This window comes from Tsuneonella sp. CC-YZS046 (assembly GCF_035581365.1).
Classification (GTDB): domain Bacteria; phylum Pseudomonadota; class Alphaproteobacteria; order Sphingomonadales; family Sphingomonadaceae; genus JAWKXU01.
This window is the reverse complement of sequence record NZ_CP141590.1, coordinates 2,179,289-2,203,579: the sequence shown is the minus strand read 5'-3', so window position 1 is coordinate 2,203,579 and position 24,291 is coordinate 2,179,289. Positions and strand designations below refer to the sequence as shown.

Below are 24,291 nucleotides of genomic sequence, written 5' to 3'. Positions count from 1 at the left end.
TAAATTAGGGAAGTTTATGCCTCGTCAGGGGGGTGGATATTAGGTGCAGGACGCGGTTCTTGAGGGTCTGATGCCAGCGTTCGATTTGGGGATGCATCGGGGTGCCGCGGACATGGCTCATGCCTTTGGCGCCGATCCGCTCGACCAGTTCCTGGGCGATGTAACTCGGGCCATTATCGCTGAGGAGCCTCGGCTTGTGCACGACCATGGCCGACGAACAGCCCGAAGCTTCGAGGGCCAGTTCCAGCGTGTCGGTGATGTCCCCGGCGCGCATGGTGGTGCAAAGGTTCCACGCGACGACGTAGCGTGAGAAGTCGTCGAGCACGGTCGACCGATACACCCAGTCCCACCCGATAATCTTGAAGTAGGTGAAGTCGGTCTGCCACACATCGTTCGACCGCGTCGTTTTATCGGGACCGATTACCAATGGCATAAGGCCTGCGCTCAACTCCAACAAGCGGCTTGATCGGATCGTCCATCATCCCAGACAAGCTTCATTTAAACCATCGCCTTGCGAATGAGATATCCACGCCGCGTAAGTTCGGCAATGAGATGATCATCAGGGGCCATTTTTTACCGATGGCGAGCATACACCCGCAAGTCGACCGAGGACGGGCTGGAGCAGGAGTTAACAGCCTCGATGCCCAGCGTGAGGCATGTGAGGCCTATATCCTGAGCCAACGGCACGAAGGCTGGTCGCTGGTTCCCAGCCATTATGATGATGGCGGTTACTCGGGCGGTAACACGGAACGTCCCCGGGATCGACGAGGCGGGCCAACTGCGTACAATGTTTGCTACCGCGCATTTGCTCACGATCCAGCTTCGCGAGGTATCAAATGCAGAACCCGCACTGCGCCCCTGGTTGGATCGTTGCAGGTACAAAGAGATCACATCGTCATAAAGCTTAGGCCCGATGCTCTCGGTATCGAGACAGATGCCCCATGGAACTGGTGCATCCCCCTTCCGCCGCGCAAGCCCTTCCGCGAAGCGAAACTCAGGATCGATGCCGATACCAATGAGTTGAGTCCGGATGCAGACCTGCTCAAGCTGTTGGCAGACGCCATGGCCGCGCAGCAGCTGGTATTTGCATCACCTGAGCTCAGCCTCAATCAACTGGGCAAGCGCGAAGGACGACGGTGCCGAACCCAGCTGGCCCGGCTGTTGCGCATCGCATGGCTCAGCCCGAGAATCGTTGAAGCCATCGCTGATGGCTCCCAGCCCAGGATGCTAACCCGCAAAAGTCTGCTGACGGGCAGCATCCCAACCAGCTGGTCCGAGCAGGAACGGCAGTTCGGGTTCGCTGCATGAGCGCGGAATAATCTCGTAACCAGAGGTGAAGCCGGGTTCTTCGCAGTGGAGAATCCGGCGATTTTATTGCTTCTGAGCGGCGTCTGAAACGCGTCTTTGGCTTCACTCAGAAACTGATGCGCGCGCAAAGCCCGCAGAACTGTGCCACTTTCCCCGAGGGGTAAGTTAAGTTCCTGTAATTGAATTATTTTTTCACTGACTGGTGCGGTCGAGAAGACTCGAACTTCCACGGGCTTTCGCCCACAACGACCTCAACGTTGCGCGTCTACCAGTTCCGCCACGACCGCAAAATCGACAAGGACCGGGTCGGTCCCTGCGGGGTAGGAGCGCGCCCTTAGCAAGTAGATTTGCCCCCTGCAAGCGCCCATCGGCGGGTTTGAACGATCGGTTCGATTATGGCGCGATCCGGGCAGGGAAAGCGCTGCCTATTCGGGCTTCCAGCCGATTTCCGCGAACTTCGCCGAGCGCGGGACGTCGGTCACCGCCTCGTTGATGGAAACGCTTTCGCCCGGGGCAAGGCTGCGCCTGGGCGGAGCGACTTCCCAGCTGTAGACGATACGGTCGCGCGCATCGCGCAGCACGATCAGGATCGATGGCACGTCATGGGCGGTCTTCCCCACATTGGTCACGGTGCCGCTTGCTCCGAAAAATTCGGTGCCGTTGGGAAGGGTCCGCCGGTCCTGCCTTTCGGCGGGGAAATCGAGCACCAGATCCGGCTGGGCCTGCGCGAAGGTGGGGCGGCTGACCGGCACCCAATCCGGCAGGCCCCAATAGCTGGCCGCCCCCACCAGGCCGACCGCGACAGCGGCGAAGACCGCAGCGGCGATCGTGAGCATTTTCAGCCTGTTCCGCCGGGGACGGAACGGCGGCTCATGATCGAAATGAGAATAATCATCCTCGTAATCGGCGGGCGCGGCTGGGGGCGTATCCGCGTCCTCGCCCAGCGGCCTGGCGGCGAAGCTGGGAGGCGCGGCCACCGTGTCATCCGCTTCCGGCGCCGGATCGACGGTTTCCTCAACGGCGCCGCCGGGTTTTTCCTGCGCGGTCCCGGCGGTCTCATTATCTGGCGATGCCGCGAAATTTTCGGTGAAGGCGGGGCGGGGCGGGGCCGCTTGTTCCGCATGGCCGGGCTGCGCGCTGGCTTCGGCGAAGGCCGGCGGCTGGGGAGCCGTTGGCGGTGGCGTGATTTCAGGGCCTTCCTGGAACCAGCTGTGCCGGCATTTGGCACAGCGGACCGTGCGGCCTTCCACCCCGATGGCGCTGTCGGGAACGACATATCGCGTAGCACAGGCGGGGCAGGCGATTATCATGCGTAGTTCTTAAGCATGAGTGAGGGAACGCAACAAGGTCGCAGCGCCTTCACCCGGCCCATATAAGCCCTTTATCCACATCGCTTCCATTGCCTCATCCGCGCAATCCTTGCCTGGCTTCCTGTGCAGCGATGGTTTTCAATTGGTGCAACAGCGCTTATAGCCCGCCGGAAATGTCCCTGCGACACGTAGCCTCCCTGCCCACGAGCCCGGTCCGGCCGCGATGAGTGCCGAAGAGGGCCATATCGTGCGCTTCGACAATGTCGGCTTGCGTTACGGCACCGGCAAGGAAGTGCTCGGCGACATTTCCTTCACGCTTTATCCGGGCAGCTTCTATTTCCTGACCGGCGCGAGCGGCGCGGGCAAGACATCGCTGCTGCGATTGCTTTATCTCGCGCAACGTCCCTCGCGCGGCGTGATCAGCATGTTCGGGACCGATGTGATCACCCTGCCACGCGCACGGCTCCCCGGCTTCCGCCGCAGGCTGGGCGTGGTGTTTCAGGATTTCCGGCTCGTTCCGCATCTTTCCGCCTATGACAATATCGCCCTGCCGCTGCGGGTGGCCGGGGTTCCCGACGAGGATCTGCATCAGCCGGTGTCGGATATGCTGGACTGGGTCGGCCTGGTCGATCGGGCGGACGCCAGGCCCGCCACGCTTTCAGGTGGAGAGCAGCAGCGGGTGGCCATCGCGCGGGCGGTGATCGGCCGGCCCGATATGCTGATTGCCGACGAACCTACGGGCAACGTCGACCCGGAGATGGCGGTCAAGCTGTTGCGGCTGTTCGAGGCGCTCAATCGGCTGGGCACGACCGTGGTGGTCGCCACGCACGATCTGCACTTGCTCAAGAAAGTGCCGGATTCCCTGATCATGCGGCTCGACAAGGGGCGCCTGAACGATCCCACCGGCGCGCTCCGCTATCCGCCTCGCCGCCCGGTCATGCCTGCATGAGCCAGGCGCCTGCATTCCTGCGGGGGGTGACCACCCGACTTTCGGGGCTGGCTGGCAAGAGCGGCCGCCAGCTTCTGCCTCAGGCTCGCCTCGCGGGGCCGATGCTCTGGGTGATCGCGATCATGATCGCCCTGACCGTGGTCGCCGCGGCCGGCGGGCTGGCTCTCGCCAATGTGGCTGGCCAGGCTCGTGGCGAATTGTCCGGCGCGGTAACCGTGCAGATCGTGGAGGCGGGCGCCGAAGCGCGCGAAGCCCAGGCGCAGGCTGCCCTGGCGCAGCTTCAGCGCATGCCGGGCGTGGCGGAGGTCGCGCGCGTGCCGGATGAGGAAATCGGCGCCTTGCTGGCTCCCTGGCTCGGCGAGGCCAACCTTGGCGGCACGGGAGACGCTGCCATCGCAGTCCCTGCGCTGATCGATCTGCGCCTGAACGGAGCGGCGGACAAAAAGGCGATCGAGGCATTGCGCGGAGCGCTGGCCAAAGTGGCGCCTGCCGCGCGGGTCGATGCCCAGGCCGATTGGCTCAAGCCTGTCTTTTCCGCGATCCATTCGCTACAGTGGCTCGCGGCCTCTCTGATCCTCCTGCTTGCGGCAGCCACCGTCGCCGCTGTCTGGCTGGCCGCCAGGTCCGCGTTGGGCACCAATCGTGAAACGATCGAGATCGTGCATCATCTGGGCGGGACGGATGCCCAGATCGCGCGCATCTTCCAGCGTTCGGTGGCAGTTGACGCCGCCCTTGGCTCCACCGCCGGACTGGCGCTGGGATTGATCGCCGTGCTCATGATGGGCAGCCGCTTTGCCGCGCTCGGGTCCGGCATGGTCGCGGGCGGGGGCCTTCGCTGGCAGGATTGGCTGCTGATCGCCGCGATCCCGCTGGTCGGGACAGTGCTGGCGGCATTGACCGCTCGCTTCACCGTCATGGCGGCCTTGAGGCGCATGCTATGATCCGGCGCATCCTCGCAGGGGCCGTGATCTTCTGGCTGCTCGGTTTCGTCCTGTTCTCGGTGGCGTTGCCTCAACCGGTCGACGAGGGCAAAACCGATGCCGTGGTGGTTCCGACCGGATCGGGTGGGCGAATTGCAAGAGGGCTCGAAATTCTGCGCAGGACGCAGGCCCGGAAGATGCTGGTGACCGGCGTCGATCCGGAGGTGAAGCCGAAGGAGTTCGCGGCCCAGTTCGGCGTGGAGCCGCAACTGATGCAATGTTGCGTCACCTTGGGTGCGGAAGCGGCCGATACGCGTGGCAATGCCTTGGAGGCGGCGGATTGGGCCAAGCGGGAAAAATTGCGCTCTCTGCGCCTGGTGACCAGCGATTGGCATATGCGCCGTGCCGCATTGGAATTGAGGCGCGAGCTTCCGGATGACATCGAGCTGATCAAGGATGCGGTTGCCACCCAGCCGACGCTGCGCACCCTGTTTCTCGAATATAACAAGCTGCTTGCCAGCTTTCTGGCCCCCATTGCGCTGCGATAAGGCTTCGCGATGATGGCCGTGCTGCGCAGTCTCGCCTTCTACGCCGTCTTCTATGGCGCCAGCGTATTGTTCGTGCTCGTCGCAGTTTTGGTCGCTATGCTGTTTCCACATGCCGGGCGAGCAGTGCCTGAGCGATGGTCCGCCTTCCATCGCGTCTGCGCCCGTCATATTCTCGGCATCGATATCCGCATCGTGGGGGAGCGGCCTTCACAACCCGTCCTCTATGCCTTGAAGCATGAAAGCTTTTTCGAGGCCATCGATCTGCCCACCCTGATCGATCGGCCGGTGATTTTCGCCAAGGAAGAACTGTTCCGGATACTGGGCTGGGGCCGGGCCGCGCTGGCCTATGGCGTGGTGCCCGTGCGACGCGACAAGGGAGCGGCCGCCTTGCGCGACATGGTGACCGCGGCGCGATCATTCGCGCGAAGCGGGCGCCCGTTGGCGATCTTTCCGGAAGGCACGCGGGTGCCGCATGGAGCGGCTGCACCGATCCGTTCGGGCTTTGCGGGCCTGTACAAGCTGCTCGGCCTGCCGGTCGTGCCCATCGCCGTGGACAGCGGCCCGCCCTATCATCGCCGATGGAAGCGGACGGGCACCATCACCTATCGTTTCGGGGAGCCGATTCCTCCGGGCCTGCCGCGCCAGGAGATCGAGGCCCGCGTCCTTGCCGGGATCAACGCCTTGAACGATGGCCAAAGCGCGGGAGGCGCTCAGCCATGATCGCCGCGCCCGAAGTCGGGCCGCGCATCATCCTGCTTCTGTTCGATGATCGACCGGCGGATTGCGCGGGTTCGCGTAAACAGGTCGAACAGAGCGTCGCCATTGCCTGATCTGATGGCGCGCTGCATCGCGGTCAGATCCTCGGTGAAGCGGCCCAGCATTTCCAGCACCGCTTCGCGGTTGTTGAGGAATACGTCGCGCCACATCACCGGGTCGGAGGCCGCGATGCGCGTGAAGTCGCGGAAGCCGCCGGCCGAATATTTGATTACCTCGCCCCGGGTCACATCCTCCAGATCGGAGGCCGTTCCGACGATCGTGTAGGCGATCAGGTGCGGGATATGGCTGGTAACCGCGAGCACGAGATCGTGATGCTCCGCCGTCATGACCTCGACCATGGCGCCGAGCGCGGTCCAGAATTCCGAAAGCGCCGCGACCTGCTCCGGATCGGCTCCATCCGGAGGAGTCAGGATGCACCAGCGATTGTGGAACAGCGTGGCGAAGCCCGCATCCGGGCCGCTATGCTCGGTGCCGGCCACGGGATGCGCGGGGATGATCGGCTGGCCGGGCAGCGCCCTGGCCAGGGCGGCGCTCACGCTCTGCTTGGAAGAGCCGACGTCGCTGACCAGCGCCCCGGGCTCCAGCGCTCCGGATAGTTCGTTCGCAGCGTGCTCTATCGCACCCACAGGGACACAGAGGATGACCAGATCGGCACCACGCGCGGCCTCAGCGGCACTTTCGCAGATCTCCTGCGCGAGCTTGCGTTCGGCCGCGCGGAGACGGACTTGCGGATCGCTGTCATAGCCGGCGGTCTTCACTCCGGGCAGGTGCTGGCGGATGGCCAGCCCGATCGAACCGCCCAGCAAGCCCAGGCCGATGATGGCGACCTTGCCGAAGGTCATCTCGCGGTCGCTCCGGCCATGGCCTGAGTCATTTCGCGCAGCGTCGCCGTGATTTCGTCCATCTGCTCCGCCGTGCCGATAGTGATCCGCAGGCCTTGCGGCAGACCCTGGCCTGGCAGCCATCGCGTCGCATATCCTGTCCGGGCCAGCCCTTCCTGCGCGGCCTCGGCGGTGAGAGCGCCTTCGAACAGGATCAGCACGAAATTGGCCTGGCTCGGGACCGGACGCAAACCGTGATTGCCGATCTGTTCGAGGGCGGCAACGAAACGGGCCCGCTCCGCCCGGTTATGCTCGCGCGAATGGCGGACGAAATCCTGGTCTGCCAGAGCGGCCAGCGCCGCGGCCTGCCCGGTGCTGGACACATTGAACGGGCCGCGGATGCGGTTGAGCGTCGCGATCAGCCCCGGCGCGCCGGTCGCCCAGCCGATCCGTTCGCCGGCAAGACCATAGATCTTGGAAAAGGTGCGCGTGACCAGCACATTGCCGTGCGCGGCCGCCAGCGCGAGGCCGCCGTCATCGTCTTCCGGTGCCAGATATTCGGCATAGGCCTGATCCAGCACGAACAGCACGTCGGAGGGCAGGGCGGCGTGCAGGCGGGCGATCTCGCCCCTGGGCAGGAAGCTGCCGGTCGGATTGTTGGGGTTGGCGATGAACACGACCCGGGTCTTTTCGTTGACCAGCGCCAGCAGGGCATCGACATCGGTTCCGTAATCGCGGTCGGGCGCGATCACCGGGGTCGCGCCGCAGCGCCGCGCGGCGATGTCGTAGACCGAGAAGCCGTAGCGGACGTAGATCACTTCATCGCCGGGGCCGGCATAGCCCTGCGCGGCGAGGTTCAGCAGCTCGTCCGAGCCGGTGCCGCACACGATCCGGGCCGGGTCGATCCCGTGGAGGTCGCCGAGGGCCTCGCGCAATGCGCGCGAATCCGGATCGGGGTAGCGGGCGGGCGGCACCGCGCCGCGCATCGCGGCCAGCGCAGCCGGGCTGGTGCCGAGCGGATTCTCGTTGGCGGACAGCTTTATCAGTTCCCGGCCGTCATCGGCGCGCGACTTGCCGGGCACATAGGCGTGGATGGCTTCGATCCACGGCTTGGCGATGGGGAGCTTCTTATTCACGCGCGGGCGCATAGCCGAGCTTTGCCGTGATTGACAGCCCGGTCATTGACAGTGCGGCGGGCGTCCCCCAATTCGCTGAACCAGATATGGCTACAACTCTTGCCTCCACCAGCCCTAACATCCGGCTGCCGGAACCGCTTCCGCTCGACAGCGGGCAGGTGCTCGAATGCGTGGACATAGCGTTCGAGACCTATGGGGAGCTTTCCGCCGACCGGTCGAATGCGATCCTGATCTGTCACGCGCTGACCATGGATCAATATGTGGCCAACCCGCATCCGATCACCGGCAAGCCGGGCTGGTGGTCGCAATCGGTCGGGCCGGGGAAGGTGATCGATACGGATCGCTTCCATGTGATCTGCGCCAATGTGATCGGCAGCTGCATGGGCTCGTCCGGCCCGATGAGCCTTGCCCCCGATGGCGCGCCCTATGGGATGCGGTTTCCCGTCATCACCATTCGCGACATGGTGCGCGGGCTGGTGCGGCTGCTCGATACGCTCGGCATCGAACGTCTGCACACCGTGATCGGCGGCTCGATGGGCGGGATGCAGGCCCTGAGCCTTGCCGCCAATTTTCCCGAAAGGACGGAGCGCGTCCTGGCGATCGCCACGACCGCGCGCCACTCCGCGCAGAACATCGCCTTCCATGAAGTCGGGCGGCAGGCGATCATGGCCGATCCGAACTGGCAGGACGGCAATTACTACGGCACCGGCAAGCCGCCCGATGCCGGGCTGGCCGTGGCCCGCATGGCGGCGCACATCACCTATCTTTCCGAAGCGGGCCTGACCGAGAAGTTCGGGCGGCGGCTGCAGGATCGTTCGGCAAAGAGCTTCGGCTTCGACGCGGATTTCCAGGTCGAGAGCTATCTGCGCTATCAGGGCCTTTCATTCACCAACCGGTTCGATGCGAATTCCTATCTCTACATCACCCGGGCGATGGATTACTTCGATCTGGCGGAGGAACACGGCGGGCGGCTGGCGGATGCCTTCGCGGGCGGGAGCGCCCGGTTCTGCGTGGTCAGCTTCGATACGGACTGGCTCTATCCCACCGCCGAATCCCGCAATATCGTCCATGCGCTGAATGCGGCGGGCGCGCCGGTCAGCTTCGTCGAACTGTCCGCGCCCTATGGGCACGACAGCTTCCTGCTCGACGTTCCGGCCCTTGACCGGGTGATCCGGGGATTCCTCGATCAATGAGCGGCGTGGAACTCAGCGAAGACCGGGCGCGGATCGACGTGGCGCGGGTGCTTGGGTGGCTGCGGGCCAGTTATTGGGGGGCGAGCATGGATCGCGCAACGCTGGAGCGGGCGGTCGCGAACTCGCTTTGCGTCGGCGCTTATCGGGATGGCCGGCAGATCGGCTTCGCCCGCGCGGTGACGGATCGCGCCACCATGGCCTGGCTGACCGACGTCGTGGTTGACGAGACTGCCCGTGGACAGGGCATTGGAAGGACAATGGCGGGTTTTCTGCTGGAACATCCGGAATTGAGCGGACTGCGGCGGTGGGGGCTGGCCACGCGCGATGCGCATGGCGTCTATGCCCCGCTGGGCTTCGTTCCGCTGGAAAGGCCGGAGCACTACATGGAACGGCTGGACCCGGCGCACAAGGCGGCGCTGGCGGGATGAGCGCGCTTCGTCCCGATCTGGCGGTGATCGCCGACAATGTCATGCCCGGCTCGCGCGTGCTCGATGTCGGCTGCGGCGATGGCGTGCTGATGGCCGCGCTGCGCGACGAGAAGGGCGTGGATGCGCGCGGCATGGAGATCGACCCCGAAAAGGTGGAGCAATGCGTCAGCCGGGGCCTTTCCGTCATTCAGGGCGACGCGAACAGCGACCTCGCCTTCTATCCGGACGATGCCTTCGATTACGCGATCCTGAGCCACACCCTGCAAACCACGCAACGCCCGGATATCATGCTGGACGAATTGCTGCGGATCGGGCGGCAGGCCTTCGTCAGCTTTCCCAATTTCGCGCATTGGCGGGTGCGCCTGGCATTGCTGTGGAACGGGCGGATGCCGGTGACCCGCAACCTGCCGCAGAACTGGTACGATACCCCCAATATCCATCATCTGACAGTGGAGGATTTCCGGAGCCTGCTGGCCGAGAAGGGGGTCCGCGTCCAGCGCAGCTGGTTCCTCGCCAATGATGGGCTGATCGGCGCGACCGGCGCCAACTGGCGCGCGCAGAACGCGGTGTTCCAGCTTTCGCGCTAATCTTTGCGCTGCCCGATCGCGGCAAGATCGGCCGGCGTGTTCACATTGCCTGGCGGTTGGGCCAGCTCGACGCAGCGCGCGCCGATGCTCTGGGCAAAGACATGCAGCGAGTGCTTTCCGTTCCCGCTCAGAATCCGCTCCAGCACCGGCGCGGCCCCGGTTGGCCACAGGCCGATGATGGGCTGGCTGGCCACGCAGGCCGGGGCCGGATCGAGCAGGAGCGGCAGGTCTTCCGGTAGATCCACGGAATCCACGCCGCAGCTCAGGACCGCCTCAAATCCGGCATCCCGCGCGTGATGAAGGCCCGCCGCCAGTCCCGCCAGCGGGCCCATGCCGGGGCGGGGCCAGTCCGGTATGCAGGGGGCGGGGCCGGTTTCCCGCCCGGCGATGATAACCTGCTCGCACCAGCCGGAAAGGTTCTCTATCGCTCGCGAGATCAGGGTTTGCCCGTTCAGTTCCGCGAGCGCCTTGTCGCTTCCGAAGCGGCTCGATCGTCCGCCGGCCAGGACCAGTCCCAGAATCATGCGCGCCTCATCGCGGGTGGAGTATTGTATGGCCGGGGTTCATCGAAGCGGACTATAGGCAGGCCATGACGAACCGCATCCTTTTTCTCGGCCTGCTGCTCTTCGCCGGAGCCGCTCCGGCCGCCGCCGCCGAGGCGACGCCCCCTCTCGACGAGGCGCGGGCAAGGCTCACGCCGGAACATCGCATGCTGCTCCGCTGTTCCGCCGCCTTCGCGGTCAATTCGCAGCAGATCGCACAGGGCCCCGCCGATCCCGCCCTGCCGCCGTCGCTGGCGGAGAGCGGGAAGGAATATTTCGTCAGGGCCGGGGCGCAGCTGATGGACGAGGCGGGAGTGACCCGGGAAGAGATCGTCGCGCTGCTGAAGGAAGAGGCCGCCCGCCTGGCCGAGCCGGTGGCATTGGCGGCCGCGATGCCGGGCTGCGTGGCATCGCTGGAGGCGTCCGGCCTGTAGAGTGATTTGGAAGCAGGTGGAATCACTGGCCGGCTCGGAAATCCCGGAACGAGGTAGGGCGCGGGCGAGGCTTCAAGGGCCGGTTTTTCACCGATAATTTGTTGCATGACCGGTGGACGTCTCGGCGCGGTTGCGGCATGAAGCGGCCTCGATGTGGCAGCTTTACCAGTTCCCCTTGTGCCCATTCAGCCGCAAGGTCCGTCTGCTCCTTGGTGAAAAGGGGGTAGGGTACGAATTGTGGCGGGAAAATCCGTGGGAAGGGCGCGACGAGTTCTTCCAGCTGAACCCGGCCGGGCGCACGCCTGTTCTCCATGACCCGGAAAAAGGGATCACCCTGGTCGATAGCCGGGCGATCTGTGAATATTTCGAGGAAACGGTGGAGCGCAGCCCGATGATCAACGGGACCGCGGCCAATCGTGCCGAGATCCGCCGTCTCGTGGCCCTGTTCGACGAGAATTTCTTCGCCGATGTCACTGCGCCTCTGCTCGAGGAACGGATGAAGAAGCGGCTGGTCTATCGCGCCCCGCCGGATTCGCGCCTGCTGCGCGATGCGATGCGGATGGCCAATGAACATATAGATTACATGGATTATCTGATCGACACCCGCCCGTGGCTGGCGGGCGCGCAGATGAGCCTTGCCGATCTGGCCGCGGCGGCCCAGCTTTCCGTCGCGGATTATCTCGGCGGCATCGACTGGAGCGGCCATGAACAGACCCGCGGCTGGTATTCCGTGTTCAAGAGCAGGCCCAGCTTCCGCCCGCTGTTGAGCGAGCGGATGGATGTGATCCAGCCGCCAGCCCATTATTCCGATGTCAACGCCTGAACGGGCCGCTATTGACGGCTCTTGCGAGGCGGATGGGCCGTCCCATATCTGCAAACGGCGGCCAGTAAGGACCAAGAAGGACGGTGACCCATGTCTGACAAGGTGGAATTGAACGACGCCCAGTGGCGCGAGCGGCTGACGCCGGAACAGTATCGCATTCTGCGGGAGGCGGGGACGGAGCGCGCCTTCACCGGCGAGTATGAGAAGAACAAGTCGCAAGGCGAATATCGCTGCGCCGGTTGCGGCCAGCTGCTGTTCACCTCCGACACCAAATATGACAGCGGTTCGGGCTGGCCCAGCTATTACCGGCCCGTCAGCGGCGATGCGGTGGAAGAGCATTCCGACCTCTCGCATGGAATGGTGCGCACAGAAGTGCGGTGTTCGCGCTGCGAAGGCCATCTCGGCCATGTCTTTCCGGATGGCCCGCGCCCCACGGGCCTGCGCTATTGCATCAACAGCGCCGCCCTCGATTTCGAGCCAAAGGAGTAGATCGGGCCTGATGAGTGGCGGTCATCGTTAACGCTGCGTTACAACTTGATTGTGCAGGCGGGGATATTGGCCGGTGTGGCCGGCCATGTGGGATTGAACGCGCAAGATGAATAGAGTGCGGGGCGCTGGCGGCTCGGACGGGCCGAAGAAACCGGGGGTGGTGCGGCGCTGGATGCGCCGGCTGTTCCTGTGGGGCGTTGCATTCGGCGTATTGATCCTGCTGGTTGTCGGCATCGCCGTCGCCATGGCGTCGCGTTCCTTGCCGAGCTTCAATGAATTGATGGAAAGCGAGGTCGGCCAGACCATCGTGGTGCGGGCGCGGGACGGGTCCGAGATCGTGACCCTGGGGCCCAGTCCGGGTGACTGGCTTGCCTCCGGCGACATCCCCAAGGTGATGAAGGATGCGATGATTTCGGTGGAGGACCGCCGTTTCCGTTCGCATTTCGGGATCGATCCGATCGGTCTGGCCCGCGCGGTGTGGGTCGCGTTCCATGATGACCGGCGCATCGCTGCGACATCCACCATCAGCCAGCAGCTTGCCCGCAACGTGTTCCTGAACAACAGCCGGACGATCGACCGCAAGCTGCGCGAAGCGGTGCTGGCCATGGCGCTGGAGGTCAAGTTCAGCAAGGAGCAGATCCTCGAGCTTTATCTCAACAAGGTGTATTTCGGCGGCGGCGCTTACGGGATCGACGCGGCCAGCCGGAAATTCTTCAGCCATTCGGCCCGCAACCTGACCGTGGCCGAGGCGGCGATCATCGCCGGGCTGGTGAAGGCGCCGTCGCGCTATTCGCCCACAGCGGATGTCCAGGCGGCGGTGAAGCGGGCCAATGTCGTGCTGGCGATCATGCGCCAGAACGGCGTGCTGGCCGCGTCGGAAGCCGCTGCGGTGGATGTCTCCGCCGTAAGATTGAAACAGGACGAGGGCCAGAATTCGATCCGCTACTTCACCGATTGGGCGCTGCCGCAGCTCGATCTCCTGCTGCCCGAAACCTTCGAGCCGCTGGAAGTGTGGACGACGCTGGATGTCGGGATGCAGCGCGCGGCCACCGCCGCGATCAAGGCGAATACCCCGCGCGATGCGCAGGGCGCGCTGGTCAGCCTCGATCGCGATGGCGCGGTGCTGGCGATGGTGGGCGGCACGGATTACGTCTCGTCCAATTACAACCGGGCGGTCAATGCGACGCGCCAGCCCGGCTCCGCATGGAAATTGTTCGTCTATCTGGCGGCGCTGGAGGCGGGCTATATCCCGGATGACCGGGTGGTCGACGAACCTGTCACCATCAATGGCTGGAGCCCGCGCAATTCCGGAGGCGGCTATGCCGGGCCGATCGACGTGCGCACCGCATTCGCCTATTCCAAGAACACGGTCGCGGCGCAGCTGGGCAACGAAGTCGGGTTCGGGACGGTTGCGTCCATGGCGCGCCGCTTCGGCATCACCACCCCGATCAACACCCTTCCCTCGATGGTGCTGGGCACCTCGGACGTTCGCGTCATCGACATGACCCGGGCCTTCGCCGCGGTTTCGGCGCGCGGCACGGCGATCGAGCCTTTCGGCATCGTCAAGGTGACCACGGCCGATGGGGAACTGCTCTATTCCCACAAGCCGACGCGCGCGCAGCAGCTCGTTCCCGATTATGTGGCGGCGGGGATCGTCGACATGCTGCAGACCGCCGTGAATATCGGCACCGGCAAGGCCGCCCAGATCGGCCGCCCGGTGGCGGGCAAGACCGGCACCACCAGCTCGAACAAGGATGGCTGGTTCCTGGGCTTTTCCAGCGGCATCACCACCGGCGTGTGGATGGGCCGCGACGATGCCAAGGCGGTCCCCGGCCTGCAGGGCGGGGCCGCTCCGGCGCGGGCCTTCGCCGCCTATATGCGCTATGCGGTCGCCAAGCGTCCGGTCGAGAAATTCGATACCGATCTCAAGCTGCCCGAATGGCAGCTGGAGCCTGACGACGAAGCCCTGTTCGGCGAGCCGGGCGATTACTACTATGTGGACGAGCAGGGCAATCTGGTGGACCCCAACCGCCGTTCGGATGTTCCCGCGCGCCCATTCCCGCCGGAAGGCGAGCCATCGCCCTCGGGTCAGCAGAACCAGCCGCCGCCCGCGGCCAGCGGCGATTTTCTGGATCGCGCCATCGGCGCGTCTCCCGAGCCATCCGCGCGCGCCCCGGACACCGCGGGCGACGTGACGGTGCGCAGCGGATCGCGCCCGCAGGTTTCCCCGCCGTGAGGCGCTGAAGCCTCAGCCCAGCACGTTTCCTGACAGTCGATTGCGGAAAATATGGTTCGCGGCGGCGCCCGTCCACCATGGGCGCCGCCAGCGATCTTGTTTGCCGAACCTGCCTAGACTCGTTCGGTGATTTCCGAGCCGGCAAGCGATTCCACTTGCTTGGAAATCACTCTAGCGCAAGCGGATCGGCACATAGGTTGCGGGGCGCCCGCGCCGCTGGATCTGCAGCAGCACCGCCTCGCGCCCGCTCGATTTCGCAGTGCTGACCGCCGTTTCCAGATCGGTCGGCTGCGTGAGCGCCTTGTAATTGGCGCTCAGGATGATGTCGCCGCGTTGCAGCCCCTTGGTTCCGGCATCGGAGTTCGGATCGACCCCGGCGATGACCACACCCTGGGTATTGTCCGCCGCGCCGAGCTGGCGGGCGATCTGCGGGGTGAGCCTGATGACCTGAATGCCGAGCGCCTTCTCCACCACGCCGCTGCCGGGGGTGGCTTGATCGCCGTCCAGCCCGCCCTGGGCGTCAGGGTCGAACATCTGCTGCTGGGCCAGCTCTTCCTCGCTCGGGCGCTTGCCGACAGTGGCGGTCACCGTCTGGCGCTTGCCGTCGCGGATCAGGTCTATCGCAATGCGCTTGCCGGGCTGGATATTGGCCACGAGGAAGGAGAGGGTCTGGTCCGGAGTCACATCCTGGCCATCGACCCGCAGGATCACGTCCCCAGCCTTGAGGCCGGCCTTTTCGGCTGCCTGGCCCGGCTCCACCGCCTGGACGAATTCGCCGCGATTATGCGGGATTCCGAGCGAATCGGCGAGATCCTCGTTGATCGGCTGGATGCGGATGCCGAGATAGCCCCGCTCGATCGCTTCACCCTTCATCAGCTTGGTCACGATGGGCTGCGCGATTTCGGCCGGGATGGCGAAGCCGATCCCCACGCTTCCGCCCGAGGGCGAGAAGATGGCGTTGTTGATGCCGATGACATTGCCTTCCATGTCGAACATCGGGCCGCCCGAGTTGCCGCGATTGATCGAGGCATCGGTCTGGATGTAGCGATCATAGGCGCCGCCGGAGCCGGTGTTGCGGTAGACCGCCGATACGATACCCGCCGTCACGGTGCCGCCGAGGCCGAACGGATTGCCGATGGCGATCACCCAGTCGCCCACCCGGGCCTGCGAGGAATCGCCGAATTTCACGAAAGGAAAGGGCTTGGGGCGGGCAATCTTCAGCACCGCGAGATCGGATGCGGCATCGCGGCCGATCAGCTTGGCCGGATATTCCGTGCCGTCCGGCATGGTGACGGTGATGGTTTCGACCTGGCCCTGGCCCTCGGCGGTGATGACGTGATTGTTGGTGACCACATAACCATCGGCGGAAATGATGAAGCCCGAGCCCAGCGACTGCGCCTCGCGAGTCTGCGGGGCCGTGGGCATTCCGAAGAACTGGGCCAGCGGATTATTGGGCACCTGCAGGCGCTGGCGGGTGGAAATATTCACCACCGCCGGCTGCAATTGCTGGGTCAGGTCGGCGAAGCTTGACGGCGCGCCTGCTCTCGGCACGACCGATTCCATCTGCTTTTCATCGTTCTGGGCAACCTGCGCACCGGCCGGCACCCCCGTGACAAGCGAGATTGTCGCGCCGCCGATCAGCAGCGCGGCCGATATTCCATAGGCGTATCGCACGGGCTTCACGTCCTCTCGTTCCTTTCAGTTGCGGGGACATCGCCCCGGCTCAGCTGCGCCGATTCACGCCTTGCGGCCTGAACGGAAATTGAATGGTTCACCTTCCACCGCGGAACTGACGCAGATATTCATTGTCTGGTGAAAGTATGATGTTGCTGCTTCCCTGGCCGCTCCGGAATGTCGCGTCATAGCTCTGCATGGCGCGATAGAAGTCGTAGAATTCCGGGTCCTTGCCAAAGCTGTTGGCGTAGATGCGCGCGGCTTCGGCTTCCGCTTCGGCGCGAAGGATCTGCGCATCCTTCAAGCCTTGCGCGCGAATGGTCGCGGCTTCCTGGTCCCGCGCCGTCTGCATCCGGGTGAACGCCGATTCGAGTGGAGTGCCGTCGGGCAGGTCGGTCCGCTTGATCCTGACGTCGAGCACCTGCGCGCCATATTCGCGCGCCTGACGATCGAGGCCCTTGCGGATATTGGTCATGGCGGAGCCGCGTTCCGCCGTCAGAAGCGCGGCAAACCCCCGGCGCCCCAGCTCCTGACGGAGAACCGAGGCCAGGATCGGCTGCAACTGCTCGGCGACCTTTTCCTCGGTCCCTGCCGTTTCCACCATCCTGATCGGATCGATGATCCGGAATCTTGCATAGGCGTCCACCTGGAGGCGCTGCTGGTCGTTGGACAGCACCTGCTGCCGTTCCATGTTGACCGCCAGGATGCGGCGGTCCACCCGCTGCACCTGTTCCAGGAACGGAATGCGCAGCACGATGCCCGCGCCGGTCTTGCCGAATGGCTGGTCGGGGCGAAAACGGTTGACCACGCGCACGGGATCGCCGGTGCGGACTATCACCGCCTGTTGCGTTTCCGGCACCACGATAACGCTGGAGAACAACGCCACCACCAGCGCGATCAGCGCGACGATCGAAAATTTATGGTTTTCCCAGAGTTTTTCCATCGTCTCAGTTCCCCGCCTGCTGCTGCGGCTGCTGCTCGGTCGCGCGTCGCTTGATTTCGGGCAAGGGCAGGTAGGGAGTCACGCCCGGGGCTTCCACTATCGTCTTGTCGGTCTGGCTCAGAACCCGTTCCATAGTTTCGTAATACATCCGTCGGCGTGTCACCTGCGGCGCGAGACGATATTCCTCATAGACCTTGTCGAAGGCGGCGGCATCGCCCTGCGCGCGGGCAAGCAATTGCTGCGCCCATGCTTCCGCCCGGTTTCTTTCGCTTTGCGCGTCCTGCTGGGCGGCCGATACGCCCTTGAAGGCTTCGACCACGCGCTCGGGCGGGTCGGTCTTCTTGATCTCGATGCCCTGCACGGCGATGCCGGAGCCATAGGCGTTCAGTACCGCCTGCATCCTGTCGCGCACGCGCTGTTCGATGTCTCCACGGCCAGCGCCGGACAGCACGCGATCCAGAGTTTCTTCGGCGACCGAGGCGCGCATCGCCGCTTCGGCCACTTCGCGCACCGTTTCCTCGGGCTGCGCCAGCTGGAACTTGTATTGCTTGAGGTCCTTGATGTTCCAGCGGATGAGATAGCTGAGATCGACCAGGTTCTGGTCGCCGGTCAGCATCAGCTTCTCGGCCTCGCCCTCGGGAATGGTTTCGCGCCGGATGGAGGTGACGTCGGTGACGTCGACGTTCTGGATCGGCCACGGCAGGGTCAGCGAAATGCCGGGCGTGATCGTGCGGGAATATTTCCCGAAGGTGGTGACCGTCCCTTCTTCCTTGGGTTCGACCTGATGGATCATCGTCACGCCGAACCACACCAGCACGATGCCGCCCAGGATGAACGGGAACCAGCTCCCGCCGCCGGGGCGTTCGGGCAGCCGGAAATTCGGACCGCCCGGCCCGCCGGTCTGCCTGCGCGGCCCTTCCGGGCCGCGCGCGCGGAAGATGTCCTCGATGCTGGCCGAACGGCGCGGTTCGTCGCTGCTGCCGGGCGGGAGCCATGGATTGCGCGGCCCTTTGGGCGGAGGGGGAGGATTTTCTCCGGTCTGCCCCGTGCCATCCCGAGCGCCTTCGGGATCATCCCCGCCGCCGCCCTGCTTCCCATCATCGCCTTTGCCGCCCCAAGGGCTGCGCTTGCCGGCCATTGCCAGTGCTATGCGTTCGAAAAACCCGCCGATACGTTCCATGACACTCTTTATAGGGATCGAGCGGCACAAAAACAGTGCCTCGGCTGCGAATTTCGCTAGGGAGGCTTTGTGATGGACCAACAGGTACTGAAATCGAACCTTCCGGATAATATCAGTGCGCGTCTCCAGGCGCTGAGTTTCAACGATGGCGCGGCCACTCTCGTGCTGGATGCGGGGGGGCTGGATGCTGCTGCGCGGGCTGCTCTGGAGCTTGCGGTCCATGCTGCATTGGAAGGTCTGGAAGGGGTTCGCGAGGTGCGGGTCGCGCTGATGGGTGAAAAGCCCCGGCGGCGCATCGTGGCGATCGGTTCGGGCAAGGGCGGCGTGGGCAAGTCCACCCTGACCGCCAATCTCGCGGTGGCGCTGGCGCGCATGGGCTTCAGGGTCGGCGTCGTCGATGCCGACATCTACGGACCTTCCCAGCCCAAATTGCTGGCCAGCGAGGGAATCCGGGCCGGGGCGGCGGAAAAGCAGCTGCTGCCGGTCGACGGGCCGGAGGGGGTGAAGGTGCTGTCGATGGGCCATCTGGTCGATCCGGGCAAGGCCATCGCCTGGCGCGGGCCGATGGCGGCCGGGGCGCTGGGCCAGCTGATGGAGGCGGGTTGGGGCGACACGGAATTGCTGCTGGTCGACCTTCCCCCGGGCACCGGAGACGTGCAGCTTACCATGATCCAGCGGCACCGCCCCGATGGCGCGGTGATCGTTTCCACTCCGCAGGACCTTGCGCTGATCGATGCGAAACGGGCGATCCAGCTGTTCGATCAGGTCGGGGTGCCGGTGATCGGCCTGGTCGAGAACATGGCGGGATATATCTGCCCCCATTGCGGCAAGGGCAGCGATCCGTTCGGATCGGGCGGCGCGGAATCCGCCGCTGCCGAACTCGGCGTGCCGTTTCTCGGCCGCATCCCGCTGGCGATGGAAATACGGGAGGCCAGCGATGCCGGAACGCCGCCCGCCGCGTCCGCCGCGCCGGAAGGCGCATCCTTCCACGCGATAGCCGGCGGGCTGGCAGGCTGGCTGAGGGGCTGAGGCCGGCGCGATGGAACTGACCCGCCGCGGATTGCTGATCGGAGCCGCCGTGGGTGGCGGCCTGCTGGTGGCGTTCGGTCTGCGGTCCCCGCATTATGCGCCGCCGCTGGAGCCGGGGAAGGGCGAATATGCCTTCGGCGCCTGGATCAAGATCGGGACGGATGGCGTCGTCACCGTCGCCGTTCCGCAGCTCGAGATGGGGCAGGGCGTCACCACCGTTTTGCCGCAAGTGGTTGCGATGGAACTGGGGGCGGATTGGCGGCAGGTCGCCGTGGAGCCGGCGCCGGTCAGCGGCGTGTATGCCAATATTCCCCTCTCGGCGCGCTGGGCGCCGCTATGGCTGCCGGTGATTTCCGGCCTGGGCGATGAGCCGGACGATTGGCTGGCCCGCCGTTTCGCGCAGGCGCGCCGTTTCATCGCGACCGCCGATGGCATGTCGCTGGCCGCCTATGAGCAGCCCTGCCGGGAAGCGGCGGCCAATGCCCGCGCCCTGCTGGCCATGGCCGCGGCGGACCGCTGGAACGTCGCATGGGAGGAATGCCAGGCCCAGGGCGGCTTCATCCGCCACGGCGAAAAGCGCGCGAGCTTCGCGGAACTGGCGGCAAAAGCCGCGGACTATTCCCCGCCCGATCCGCCCCCGCTCCTCTCGGAAGCGCCGGCCGAGAAGCCCGGTGCCTTCGTATCCGAGGCGGCGGGGCCGATAGACGCCGAAACTCCGCTGGACTTCCCCAGGCTGGATCTGCCCGCGAAGGTGGATGGCACCTATCTTTTCGCCGGGGATGTGCGCCTGCCCGACATGGTGTTCGCGGCCATCCGCCATGGGCCTCTCGCGCAGGCTGAATTGACCGGCTTCGACAAGGCGGCCGTGGCGGGCATGCCTGGCCTTGTGGGCATCGTGCGCGGCAAGCGCTGGCTGGCGGCGGTCGCCACCAACTGGTGGGCGGCGGAGAAGGCGGCATCGGCCATGGTGCCCGAGTTTCGTGTAACCGGCGTGGTTTCCACCGCGCGGATCGAGGAGCGGCTGGATCGCGCGGTGCGTAGCGCAGATCCCCACCGGATCGTCACGCGTGGCGATGGCGGGGCGGAGATGGAAAAGCCCGACGTTGCAATCCGCTACGATATAGCGCCCGCATTCCACGGCACCCTCGAAACGGCCAGCGCCACCGCCCGCTTTCAGGATGGACGGCTGGAACTGTGGCTGGCGAGCCAGGCCCCGGAGCAGGCCCGCCGCGCCGCTGCGGCCGCGCTGGAGATCGATGAAGCCGACGTCGTGCTCTATCCCATGCCCGCGGGCGGCAGTTTCGACCGGCGGCTGGAGCACGATCATGCCATCGAGGCCGCGCTGATCGCAAGGGAAGTGGGCAAGCCGGTCCAGCTGATCTGGTCGCGCTGGCAGGAGCATCTGGCCTCCCGCCCCAGAGCGCCCGCTGCGGCAGTCCTTTCGGCGCAGACTGCCCGGGATGGCGCGATCCGGACCTTCCGCGCGCGGTTTGCCGTTCCCGCGACAGGCCGCGAATTCGGCTATCGGCTGTTCGACAACGCCACGGCCTGGTCCGCCGTGGAGAGCAGCGCCGGCAAGGCCGATCCCATGGCGGTGGAGGGGGCCGATCCGTCTTACTCTATCCCCAACGTGGCGATCGACCATGTGCCGGTGGACATCGGCCTGCCGACCGGGCGGATGCGGGCGAATGCCCACGGCTACACGGCCTTCTGCGTGGAGAGCTTCATTGATGAGGTGGCCTATCGCAACAAGCGCGAGCCCTTGTCGTTCCGGATGGAAATGCTCGGCGGCGATCTGCGCCTGGCGGCCTGCCTGCAGCGCGCGGCCCGGCTGGCGCAATGGGATGGCGGCAAGGAGCAAAGCGGGCAGGGGCTGGCCTGCCATCGCATGGGTGGCGTGGAGCAGGGCGGCTGCATCGCGGCCATCGCCACGGCGAACCGGGCCGAGGGCGGCGTGCGGGTGGAGCGGATCGTGGCGGTGGCGGATATCGGCCGGATCGTGAATCTCGACATCGCCCACCAGCAGATCGAAGGCGGGCTGGTATTCGGGCTTGGCCTCGCCCTGGGCGCCAGCCCGATCTACGAGAAGGGATTGCCCGACAAGGTCCGGCTCGGCAGCCTTGCCCTTCCTGCACTGGCGGATTGCCCGCAGATCGACGTGCAGTTCATCCCAAGCGAGGCCGATCCGTTCGACCCCGGTGAACTCGGCGTCGCGGTTGCCGCCCCTGCGATCGCCAATGCGCTGTTTTCCGCGACCGGCCTGCGCCTGCGCCGCCTGCCGCTGCTGTCGGAGGGGTTATGACCCGGCCTTCGGATCATCCCCCTCTCCCCACCGGCCGGGTGGGCGTGCTGCTTGTCAATCTCGGCACCCCTGACGCGCCGCAGCCCGGCGCGGTGCGCCGCTATCTCAAGGAATTTCTGTCCGACCCGCGCGTGGTGGAAATTCCCGCCTTGCTTTGGCAACCGATCCTGCGCGGCGTGATACTGAATGTTCGTCCGAGGAAATCCGCCCATGCCTATCGGCAGGTCTGGACCGACAAGGGTTCGCCGCTCGCCGCGATTACCGCCGAGCAGGCCGAAAGGCTGCAGGCCCGTCTGGGTAAGGATGTCACGGTCCGCTGGGCAATGCGCTATGGCAATCCGCCGATAGATGCCGGAATCAAGGGGCTTATGGCGGCGGGATGCGACCGTATCCTGTTCGCGCCGCTTTACCCGCAATACAGCGCGGCGACCACGGCAACGGCGGTGGATGCCGCCGCCGAGGCGCTGGGGGCCATGCGCTGGCAGCCGGCCATGCGGACCCTGCCGCCCTATCACGACGATCCTGCCTATATCGCCGCGCTGGCCGCCGATCTCGCCGCGCAGATCGACGCGCTGGATTTCCGGCCCGAGGTGCTGGTGCTGAGCTTCCATGGAATGCCGGAACGGACGCTGCATCTGGGCGATCCCTACCACTGCCATTGCCGCAAGACCGCGCGTCTGCTGGGCGATGCGCTGGCTCGCCCCGATCTTCGGATCGAGGTGTCGTTCCAGTCCCGCTTCGGCCGGGCGAAGTGGCTGGAACCGGCGACGGACGCGGTGCTGGTTCAGGAAGCGCAGGCGGGCACCCGGCGGCTGGCGGTGGCCGCTCCGGGCTTCTCGGCCGATTGCCTGGAAACGCTGGAAGAGCTGGCGATCCGCGGGGCGGAGCAGTTCCGCGAGGCGGGCGGGGAACGCTTCGCCGCGCTCGCCTGCCTCAACGCAAGCGAACCCGGAATCGACATGCTGGAAACGCTGGTCCGGCGCGAATTGTCCGGCTGGATCGCCTGACCGCCGTTCGGCCGATCAATGCTCCGGGCGCCCGCGCAGAGGTGGGCCAGAAAAGCACACAGAGGCACCCGGAAGCAGCAGAACGATGGTCGACCGTGACACACGGGCGGCCATGCGCGCTCAGAAATCGATCGCGATTCCGTCCTTCACCCAGTCGCCATAGCGGGTCGGGGAAAGGCCGTCCGGATCGGCCGTCTTCTTCGCCGGTTCCGGCCTGGGCGCCGGAGCGTCGCTCCAATAGGCGGGCTTCTTGAAGGAGCCGGGACGGCGGGTCGCATGCTGGGTCATGCCGCGCATGATGATGCGGCTGGAGCATAAAGGCAAGCCGCTGCGTGGAGGGCGGCTGCCTGCCGCCTCGGGAAAAGCGGCGCCTGCTGCTTCACGCCGGGGCTTCGACCCTCTAGGGGGAAGGCGATGACCGACATTCCCGGCCTTGCCGCGCGCCGCGCCGCGCTGAAGATGCTCGACGCCGTGCTGCGCCGGGGCGAGACGCTGGATCAGGCGGCAGGTGGGGCGATGCAGCATCTGCGGGAGGGGCCCGACCGGGCGCTGGCTCGCGCCATCGCGGCGGAGGTGCTGCGCTGGCTGGCGGATCTCGATGCGCTGATCGACAGCGCCACTCGTCAGCGCTTGCCCGATGACGCCAAGCCGCGCGCGGTGCTGCGCCTGATGCTGGCGCAATGGCTGCGGCTGGGAACTCCGCCCCACGCGGTGGTGGCGACCGGCCTGCCCCTGCTGGCGGGCGGCCCGCGCCGCCTGGCCCATGGCGTCTTTTCGACCCTGGTGAAGCGCAAGGCACATCTGCCGGACGCGCCGACCCTGCCTGCGGAGGTGGTGGCGCGCTGGGGCGGGCAGGCTGCCGCCATTGCCGCCGCCCTGGCCGATCCGCCGCCGCTGGACCTGACCCTGCGCGACCCCTCTGCGACCCGCGAGTGGGCCGGGCGGCTGGGCGCGATCTCGCTCGCGCCAGGGCATCTGCGCTTGCCGCGTGGAGCGGCGGTGGAAAGCCTGCCGGGCTTTGCGGAAGGGGCGTGGTGGGTGCAGGATCTGGCCGCGAGCCTGCCCGCTCGCCTGCTGGGTGCGGGCGATGGTAGGCGCGTGCTGGACCTTTGCGCCGCGCCGGGCGGGAAGACGCTGCAGCTGGCGGCGGCGGAATGGCGGGTGACGGCGCTGGATGCCAGCGCCAAGCGGCTCGAACGCCTGCGCCGGAACCTTGCCCGCACCGGGCTGTCCGCCGAGATCGTTACCGCCGATGCGCTGGCATGGGAACCGGCGGAAGGCTTCGATGCGATCCTGCTGGACGCGCCTTGCACCGCCACCGGCACCTGCCGCCGCCATCCCGATGTGCTGCACCGCATCGGCCCGCGCCAGATCGCGGAGATGACCGAGCTGCAGGCGCGCCTGATTGAACGGGCATCGGGCTGGCTGAAATCCGGCGGGCGGCTGGTCTATGCCGTCTGCTCGCTGGAGCGCGAGGAAGGTGAGGAACAGGCGGCGCGCATCGCGCTCCCGGCCGATCCGATCATGCCTGATGAGTTGCCGGCCGGTCTGGCGCCCACCCCGCAAGGCCATGTCCGCACCGCACCTTCCCAGCTGGCGGAAGCGGGCGGGCTGGACGGGTTCTTTATTGCCCGGTGGCGCGCCGGATAGGTCGG

At 65.9% G+C, this 24,291-nt stretch carries 24 protein-coding genes, 1 tRNA gene and 1 pseudogene; 16 read left to right on the top strand and 10 right to left on the bottom strand.

The genetic code is table 11. The features are described 5' to 3' along the window. Positions 1 to 46 precede the first annotated feature (46 nt). Positions 47 to 412, bottom strand: a pseudogene (locus U8326_RS10820) (transposase); the annotation flags it as partial. Positions 413 to 462: 50 nt separating this feature from the next. Here U8326_RS10820 and U8326_RS10815 point away from each other — a divergent pair. Continuing rightward, positions 463 to 1,308, top strand: coding sequence for a recombinase family protein (locus tag U8326_RS10815; protein WP_324740271.1), 846 nt, complete (start codon positions 463 to 465; stop codon positions 1,306 to 1,308). Positions 1,309 to 1,508: 200 nt separating this feature from the next. Here U8326_RS10815 and U8326_RS10810 read toward each other — a convergent pair. Together U8326_RS10810 and U8326_RS10805 are read right to left on the bottom strand one after the other, a co-directional pair. Further along, a tRNA-Leu gene (locus U8326_RS10810) sits at positions 1,509 to 1,595 on the bottom strand. Positions 1,596 to 1,733: 138 nt separating this feature from the next. Next, positions 1,734 to 2,618, bottom strand: coding sequence for an MJ0042-type zinc finger domain-containing protein (locus U8326_RS10805; protein ID WP_324740269.1), 885 nt, complete (start codon positions 2,616 to 2,618; stop codon positions 1,734 to 1,736). Between the two features lie 223 nt (positions 2,619 to 2,841). On the opposite strand from U8326_RS10805, the gene ftsE reads away from it, so the two are divergent. From ftsE to U8326_RS10785, 4 genes are read left to right on the top strand one after another with little or no spacing between them, the layout of a single operon-like run. Further along, positions 2,842 to 3,567: a cell division ATP-binding protein FtsE gene (gene ftsE, locus U8326_RS10800; protein ID WP_324740268.1), complete on the top strand. Its 726-nt coding sequence runs from the start codon at positions 2,842 to 2,844 to the stop codon at positions 3,565 to 3,567. A gap of 26 nt (positions 3,568 to 3,593) precedes the next feature. Next, a complete protein-coding gene (locus tag U8326_RS10795; RefSeq protein ID WP_324740267.1) occupies positions 3,594 to 4,508 on the top strand; it encodes a cell division protein in 915 nt (304 codons plus the stop codon). Further along, complete coding sequence (locus U8326_RS10790) at positions 4,505 to 5,035, top strand: YdcF family protein (protein ID WP_324740265.1); 531 nt, start codon at positions 4,505 to 4,507, stop codon at positions 5,033 to 5,035. Before U8326_RS10795 ends, U8326_RS10790 begins: the two co-directional genes overlap by 4 nt. 9 nt (positions 5,036 to 5,044) lie before the next feature. Further along, positions 5,045 to 5,755 (top strand): lysophospholipid acyltransferase family protein, encoded by a 711-nt coding sequence (locus U8326_RS10785; RefSeq protein ID WP_324740264.1) that lies wholly within the window; start codon positions 5,045 to 5,047, stop codon positions 5,753 to 5,755. Here U8326_RS10785 and U8326_RS10780 read toward each other — a convergent pair. Beyond that, positions 5,746 to 6,654 (bottom strand): prephenate/arogenate dehydrogenase family protein, encoded by a 909-nt coding sequence (locus U8326_RS10780; RefSeq protein ID WP_324740263.1) that lies wholly within the window; start codon positions 6,652 to 6,654, stop codon positions 5,746 to 5,748. The genes U8326_RS10785 and U8326_RS10780 overlap by 10 nt on opposite strands. Continuing rightward, positions 6,651 to 7,769 carry a histidinol-phosphate transaminase gene (gene hisC / locus U8326_RS10775; RefSeq protein ID WP_324740262.1) on the bottom strand — a complete coding sequence of 373 codons (1,119 nt, stop codon included), beginning with the start codon at positions 7,767 to 7,769 and terminating at the stop codon, positions 6,651 to 6,653. Before hisC ends, U8326_RS10780 begins: the two co-directional genes overlap by 4 nt. Positions 7,770 to 7,855: 86 nt before the next feature. Between hisC and metX the strand changes: the two genes are divergently transcribed. The 3 genes from metX to metW are packed head-to-tail and all read left to right on the top strand — an operon-like array spanning position 7,856 to position 9,977. Continuing rightward, a complete protein-coding gene (gene metX / locus U8326_RS10770; protein ID WP_324740260.1) occupies positions 7,856 to 8,962 on the top strand; it encodes a homoserine O-acetyltransferase MetX in 1,107 nt (368 codons plus the stop codon). Next, positions 8,959 to 9,390 (top strand): GNAT family N-acetyltransferase, encoded by a 432-nt coding sequence (locus U8326_RS10765; protein WP_324740259.1) that lies wholly within the window; start codon positions 8,959 to 8,961, stop codon positions 9,388 to 9,390. Before metX ends, U8326_RS10765 begins: the two co-directional genes overlap by 4 nt. Next, positions 9,387 to 9,977, top strand: a complete 591-nt coding sequence (metW, locus tag U8326_RS10760) for a methionine biosynthesis protein MetW (RefSeq protein ID WP_324740258.1) — start codon at positions 9,387 to 9,389, stop codon at positions 9,975 to 9,977. The genes U8326_RS10765 and metW overlap by 4 nt, the downstream gene beginning before the upstream one ends. On the opposite strand, the gene mobA is transcribed toward metW, so the two are convergent. Further along, positions 9,974 to 10,501: a molybdenum cofactor guanylyltransferase gene (gene mobA / locus U8326_RS10755; RefSeq protein ID WP_324740257.1), complete on the bottom strand. Its 528-nt coding sequence runs from the start codon at positions 10,499 to 10,501 to the stop codon at positions 9,974 to 9,976. The two genes, metW and mobA, sit on opposite strands and share 4 nt — an antisense overlap. Before the next feature lie 65 nt (positions 10,502 to 10,566). On the opposite strand from mobA, the gene U8326_RS10750 reads away from it, so the two are divergent. The 4 genes from U8326_RS10750 to U8326_RS10735 all read left to right on the top strand — a co-directional run bounded on the left by U8326_RS10750 (position 10,567) and on the right by U8326_RS10735 (position 14,501). Next, a complete protein-coding gene (locus tag U8326_RS10750) occupies positions 10,567 to 10,953 on the top strand; it encodes a hypothetical protein (protein WP_324740256.1) in 387 nt (128 codons plus the stop codon). 151 nt (positions 10,954 to 11,104) lie between these two features. Next, on the top strand, positions 11,105 to 11,776 hold the full coding sequence (locus U8326_RS10745; RefSeq protein ID WP_324743586.1) for a glutathione S-transferase family protein: 672 nt from the start codon (positions 11,105 to 11,107) through the stop codon (positions 11,774 to 11,776). Positions 11,777 to 11,866: 90 nt separating this feature from the next. Next, positions 11,867 to 12,265, top strand: coding sequence for a peptide-methionine (R)-S-oxide reductase MsrB (msrB, locus tag U8326_RS10740; RefSeq protein WP_324740254.1), 399 nt, complete (start codon positions 11,867 to 11,869; stop codon positions 12,263 to 12,265). A 106-nt stretch (positions 12,266 to 12,371) separates the two neighbouring features. After that, positions 12,372 to 14,501, top strand: a complete 2,130-nt coding sequence (locus U8326_RS10735) for a transglycosylase domain-containing protein (protein ID WP_416385475.1) — start codon at positions 12,372 to 12,374, stop codon at positions 14,499 to 14,501. A 171-nt stretch (positions 14,502 to 14,672) separates the two neighbouring features. On the opposite strand, the gene U8326_RS10730 is transcribed toward U8326_RS10735, so the two are convergent. From U8326_RS10730 to hflK, 3 genes are all read right to left on the bottom strand, one after another. Continuing rightward, complete coding sequence (locus U8326_RS10730) at positions 14,673 to 16,175, bottom strand: Do family serine endopeptidase (protein ID WP_324743584.1); 1,503 nt, start codon at positions 16,173 to 16,175, stop codon at positions 14,673 to 14,675. Positions 16,176 to 16,272: 97 nt separating this feature from the next. Next, a complete protein-coding gene (locus tag U8326_RS10725; protein WP_324740253.1) occupies positions 16,273 to 17,118 on the bottom strand; it encodes a protease modulator HflC in 846 nt (281 codons plus the stop codon). Positions 17,119 to 17,122: 4 nt separating this feature from the next. Beyond that, a complete protein-coding gene (gene hflK / locus U8326_RS10720; protein WP_324740252.1) occupies positions 17,123 to 18,298 on the bottom strand; it encodes a protease modulator HflK in 1,176 nt (391 codons plus the stop codon). 72 nt (positions 18,299 to 18,370) lie between these two features. On the opposite strand from hflK, the gene U8326_RS10715 reads away from it, so the two are divergent. From U8326_RS10715 to hemH, 3 genes are read left to right on the top strand one after another with little or no spacing between them, the layout of a single operon-like run. Beyond that, on the top strand, positions 18,371 to 19,327 hold the full coding sequence (locus U8326_RS10715; protein ID WP_324740250.1) for an Mrp/NBP35 family ATP-binding protein: 957 nt from the start codon (positions 18,371 to 18,373) through the stop codon (positions 19,325 to 19,327). A gap of 10 nt (positions 19,328 to 19,337) precedes the next feature. After that, entirely contained in the window at positions 19,338 to 21,629 is a 2,292-nt protein-coding gene (locus tag U8326_RS10710; protein WP_324740249.1) for a molybdopterin cofactor-binding domain-containing protein, read from the top strand. Beyond that, a complete protein-coding gene (gene hemH, locus U8326_RS10705; protein WP_324740248.1) occupies positions 21,626 to 22,636 on the top strand; it encodes a ferrochelatase in 1,011 nt (336 codons plus the stop codon). Before U8326_RS10710 ends, hemH begins: the two co-directional genes overlap by 4 nt. A 120-nt stretch (positions 22,637 to 22,756) precedes the next feature. Here hemH and U8326_RS10700 read toward each other — a convergent pair whose 3' ends face one another. After that, positions 22,757 to 22,924 (bottom strand): DUF1674 domain-containing protein, encoded by a 168-nt coding sequence (locus U8326_RS10700; protein WP_324740247.1) that lies wholly within the window; start codon positions 22,922 to 22,924, stop codon positions 22,757 to 22,759. 126 nt (positions 22,925 to 23,050) lie between these two features. On the opposite strand from U8326_RS10700, the gene U8326_RS10695 reads away from it, so the two are divergent. Continuing rightward, positions 23,051 to 24,286 (top strand): RsmB/NOP family class I SAM-dependent RNA methyltransferase, encoded by a 1,236-nt coding sequence (locus U8326_RS10695; RefSeq protein WP_324740246.1) that lies wholly within the window; start codon positions 23,051 to 23,053, stop codon positions 24,284 to 24,286. The last annotated feature ends 5 nt before the right edge of the window (positions 24,287 to 24,291 follow it).

What these genes read in the sequence shown, in the direction of transcription:
- hflK (WP_324740252.1), bottom strand. Translation starts at nt 18,298, where the DNA reads ATGGAACGTATCGGCGGGTTTTTCGAACGCATAGCACTGGCAATGGCC.
- U8326_RS10695 (WP_324740246.1), top strand. Translation starts at nt 23,051, where the DNA reads ATGACCGACATTCCCGGCCTTGCCGCGCGCCGCGCCGCGCTGAAGATG.
- metX (WP_324740260.1), top strand. Translation starts at nt 7,856, where the DNA reads ATGGCTACAACTCTTGCCTCCACCAGCCCTAACATCCGGCTGCCGGAA.
- U8326_RS10780 (WP_324740263.1), bottom strand. Translation starts at nt 6,654, where the DNA reads ATGACCTTCGGCAAGGTCGCCATCATCGGCCTGGGCTTGCTGGGCGGT.
- ftsE (WP_324740268.1), top strand. Translation starts at nt 2,842, where the DNA reads ATGAGTGCCGAAGAGGGCCATATCGTGCGCTTCGACAATGTCGGCTTG.
- U8326_RS10745 (WP_324743586.1), top strand. Translation starts at nt 11,105, where the DNA reads ATGTGGCAGCTTTACCAGTTCCCCTTGTGCCCATTCAGCCGCAAGGTC.
- U8326_RS10805 (WP_324740269.1), bottom strand. Translation starts at nt 2,618, where the DNA reads ATGATAATCGCCTGCCCCGCCTGTGCTACGCGATATGTCGTTCCCGAC.
- U8326_RS10735 (WP_416385475.1), top strand. Translation starts at nt 12,372, where the DNA reads ATGAATAGAGTGCGGGGCGCTGGCGGCTCGGACGGGCCGAAGAAACCG.
- U8326_RS10710 (WP_324740249.1), top strand. Translation starts at nt 19,338, where the DNA reads ATGGAACTGACCCGCCGCGGATTGCTGATCGGAGCCGCCGTGGGTGGC.
- U8326_RS10700 (WP_324740247.1), bottom strand. Translation starts at nt 22,924, where the DNA reads ATGACCCAGCATGCGACCCGCCGTCCCGGCTCCTTCAAGAAGCCCGCC.
- metW (WP_324740258.1), top strand. Translation starts at nt 9,387, where the DNA reads ATGAGCGCGCTTCGTCCCGATCTGGCGGTGATCGCCGACAATGTCATG.
- mobA (WP_324740257.1), bottom strand. Translation starts at nt 10,501, where the DNA reads ATGATTCTGGGACTGGTCCTGGCCGGCGGACGATCGAGCCGCTTCGGA.
- hemH (WP_324740248.1), top strand. Translation starts at nt 21,626, where the DNA reads ATGACCCGGCCTTCGGATCATCCCCCTCTCCCCACCGGCCGGGTGGGC.
- U8326_RS10790 (WP_324740265.1), top strand. Translation starts at nt 4,505, where the DNA reads ATGATCCGGCGCATCCTCGCAGGGGCCGTGATCTTCTGGCTGCTCGGT.
- U8326_RS10725 (WP_324740253.1), bottom strand. Translation starts at nt 17,118, where the DNA reads ATGGAAAAACTCTGGGAAAACCATAAATTTTCGATCGTCGCGCTGATC.
- U8326_RS10765 (WP_324740259.1), top strand. Translation starts at nt 8,959, where the DNA reads ATGAGCGGCGTGGAACTCAGCGAAGACCGGGCGCGGATCGACGTGGCG.
- U8326_RS10715 (WP_324740250.1), top strand. Translation starts at nt 18,371, where the DNA reads ATGGACCAACAGGTACTGAAATCGAACCTTCCGGATAATATCAGTGCG.
- U8326_RS10750 (WP_324740256.1), top strand. Translation starts at nt 10,567, where the DNA reads ATGACGAACCGCATCCTTTTTCTCGGCCTGCTGCTCTTCGCCGGAGCC.
- U8326_RS10785 (WP_324740264.1), top strand. Translation starts at nt 5,045, where the DNA reads ATGATGGCCGTGCTGCGCAGTCTCGCCTTCTACGCCGTCTTCTATGGC.
- msrB (WP_324740254.1), top strand. Translation starts at nt 11,867, where the DNA reads ATGTCTGACAAGGTGGAATTGAACGACGCCCAGTGGCGCGAGCGGCTG.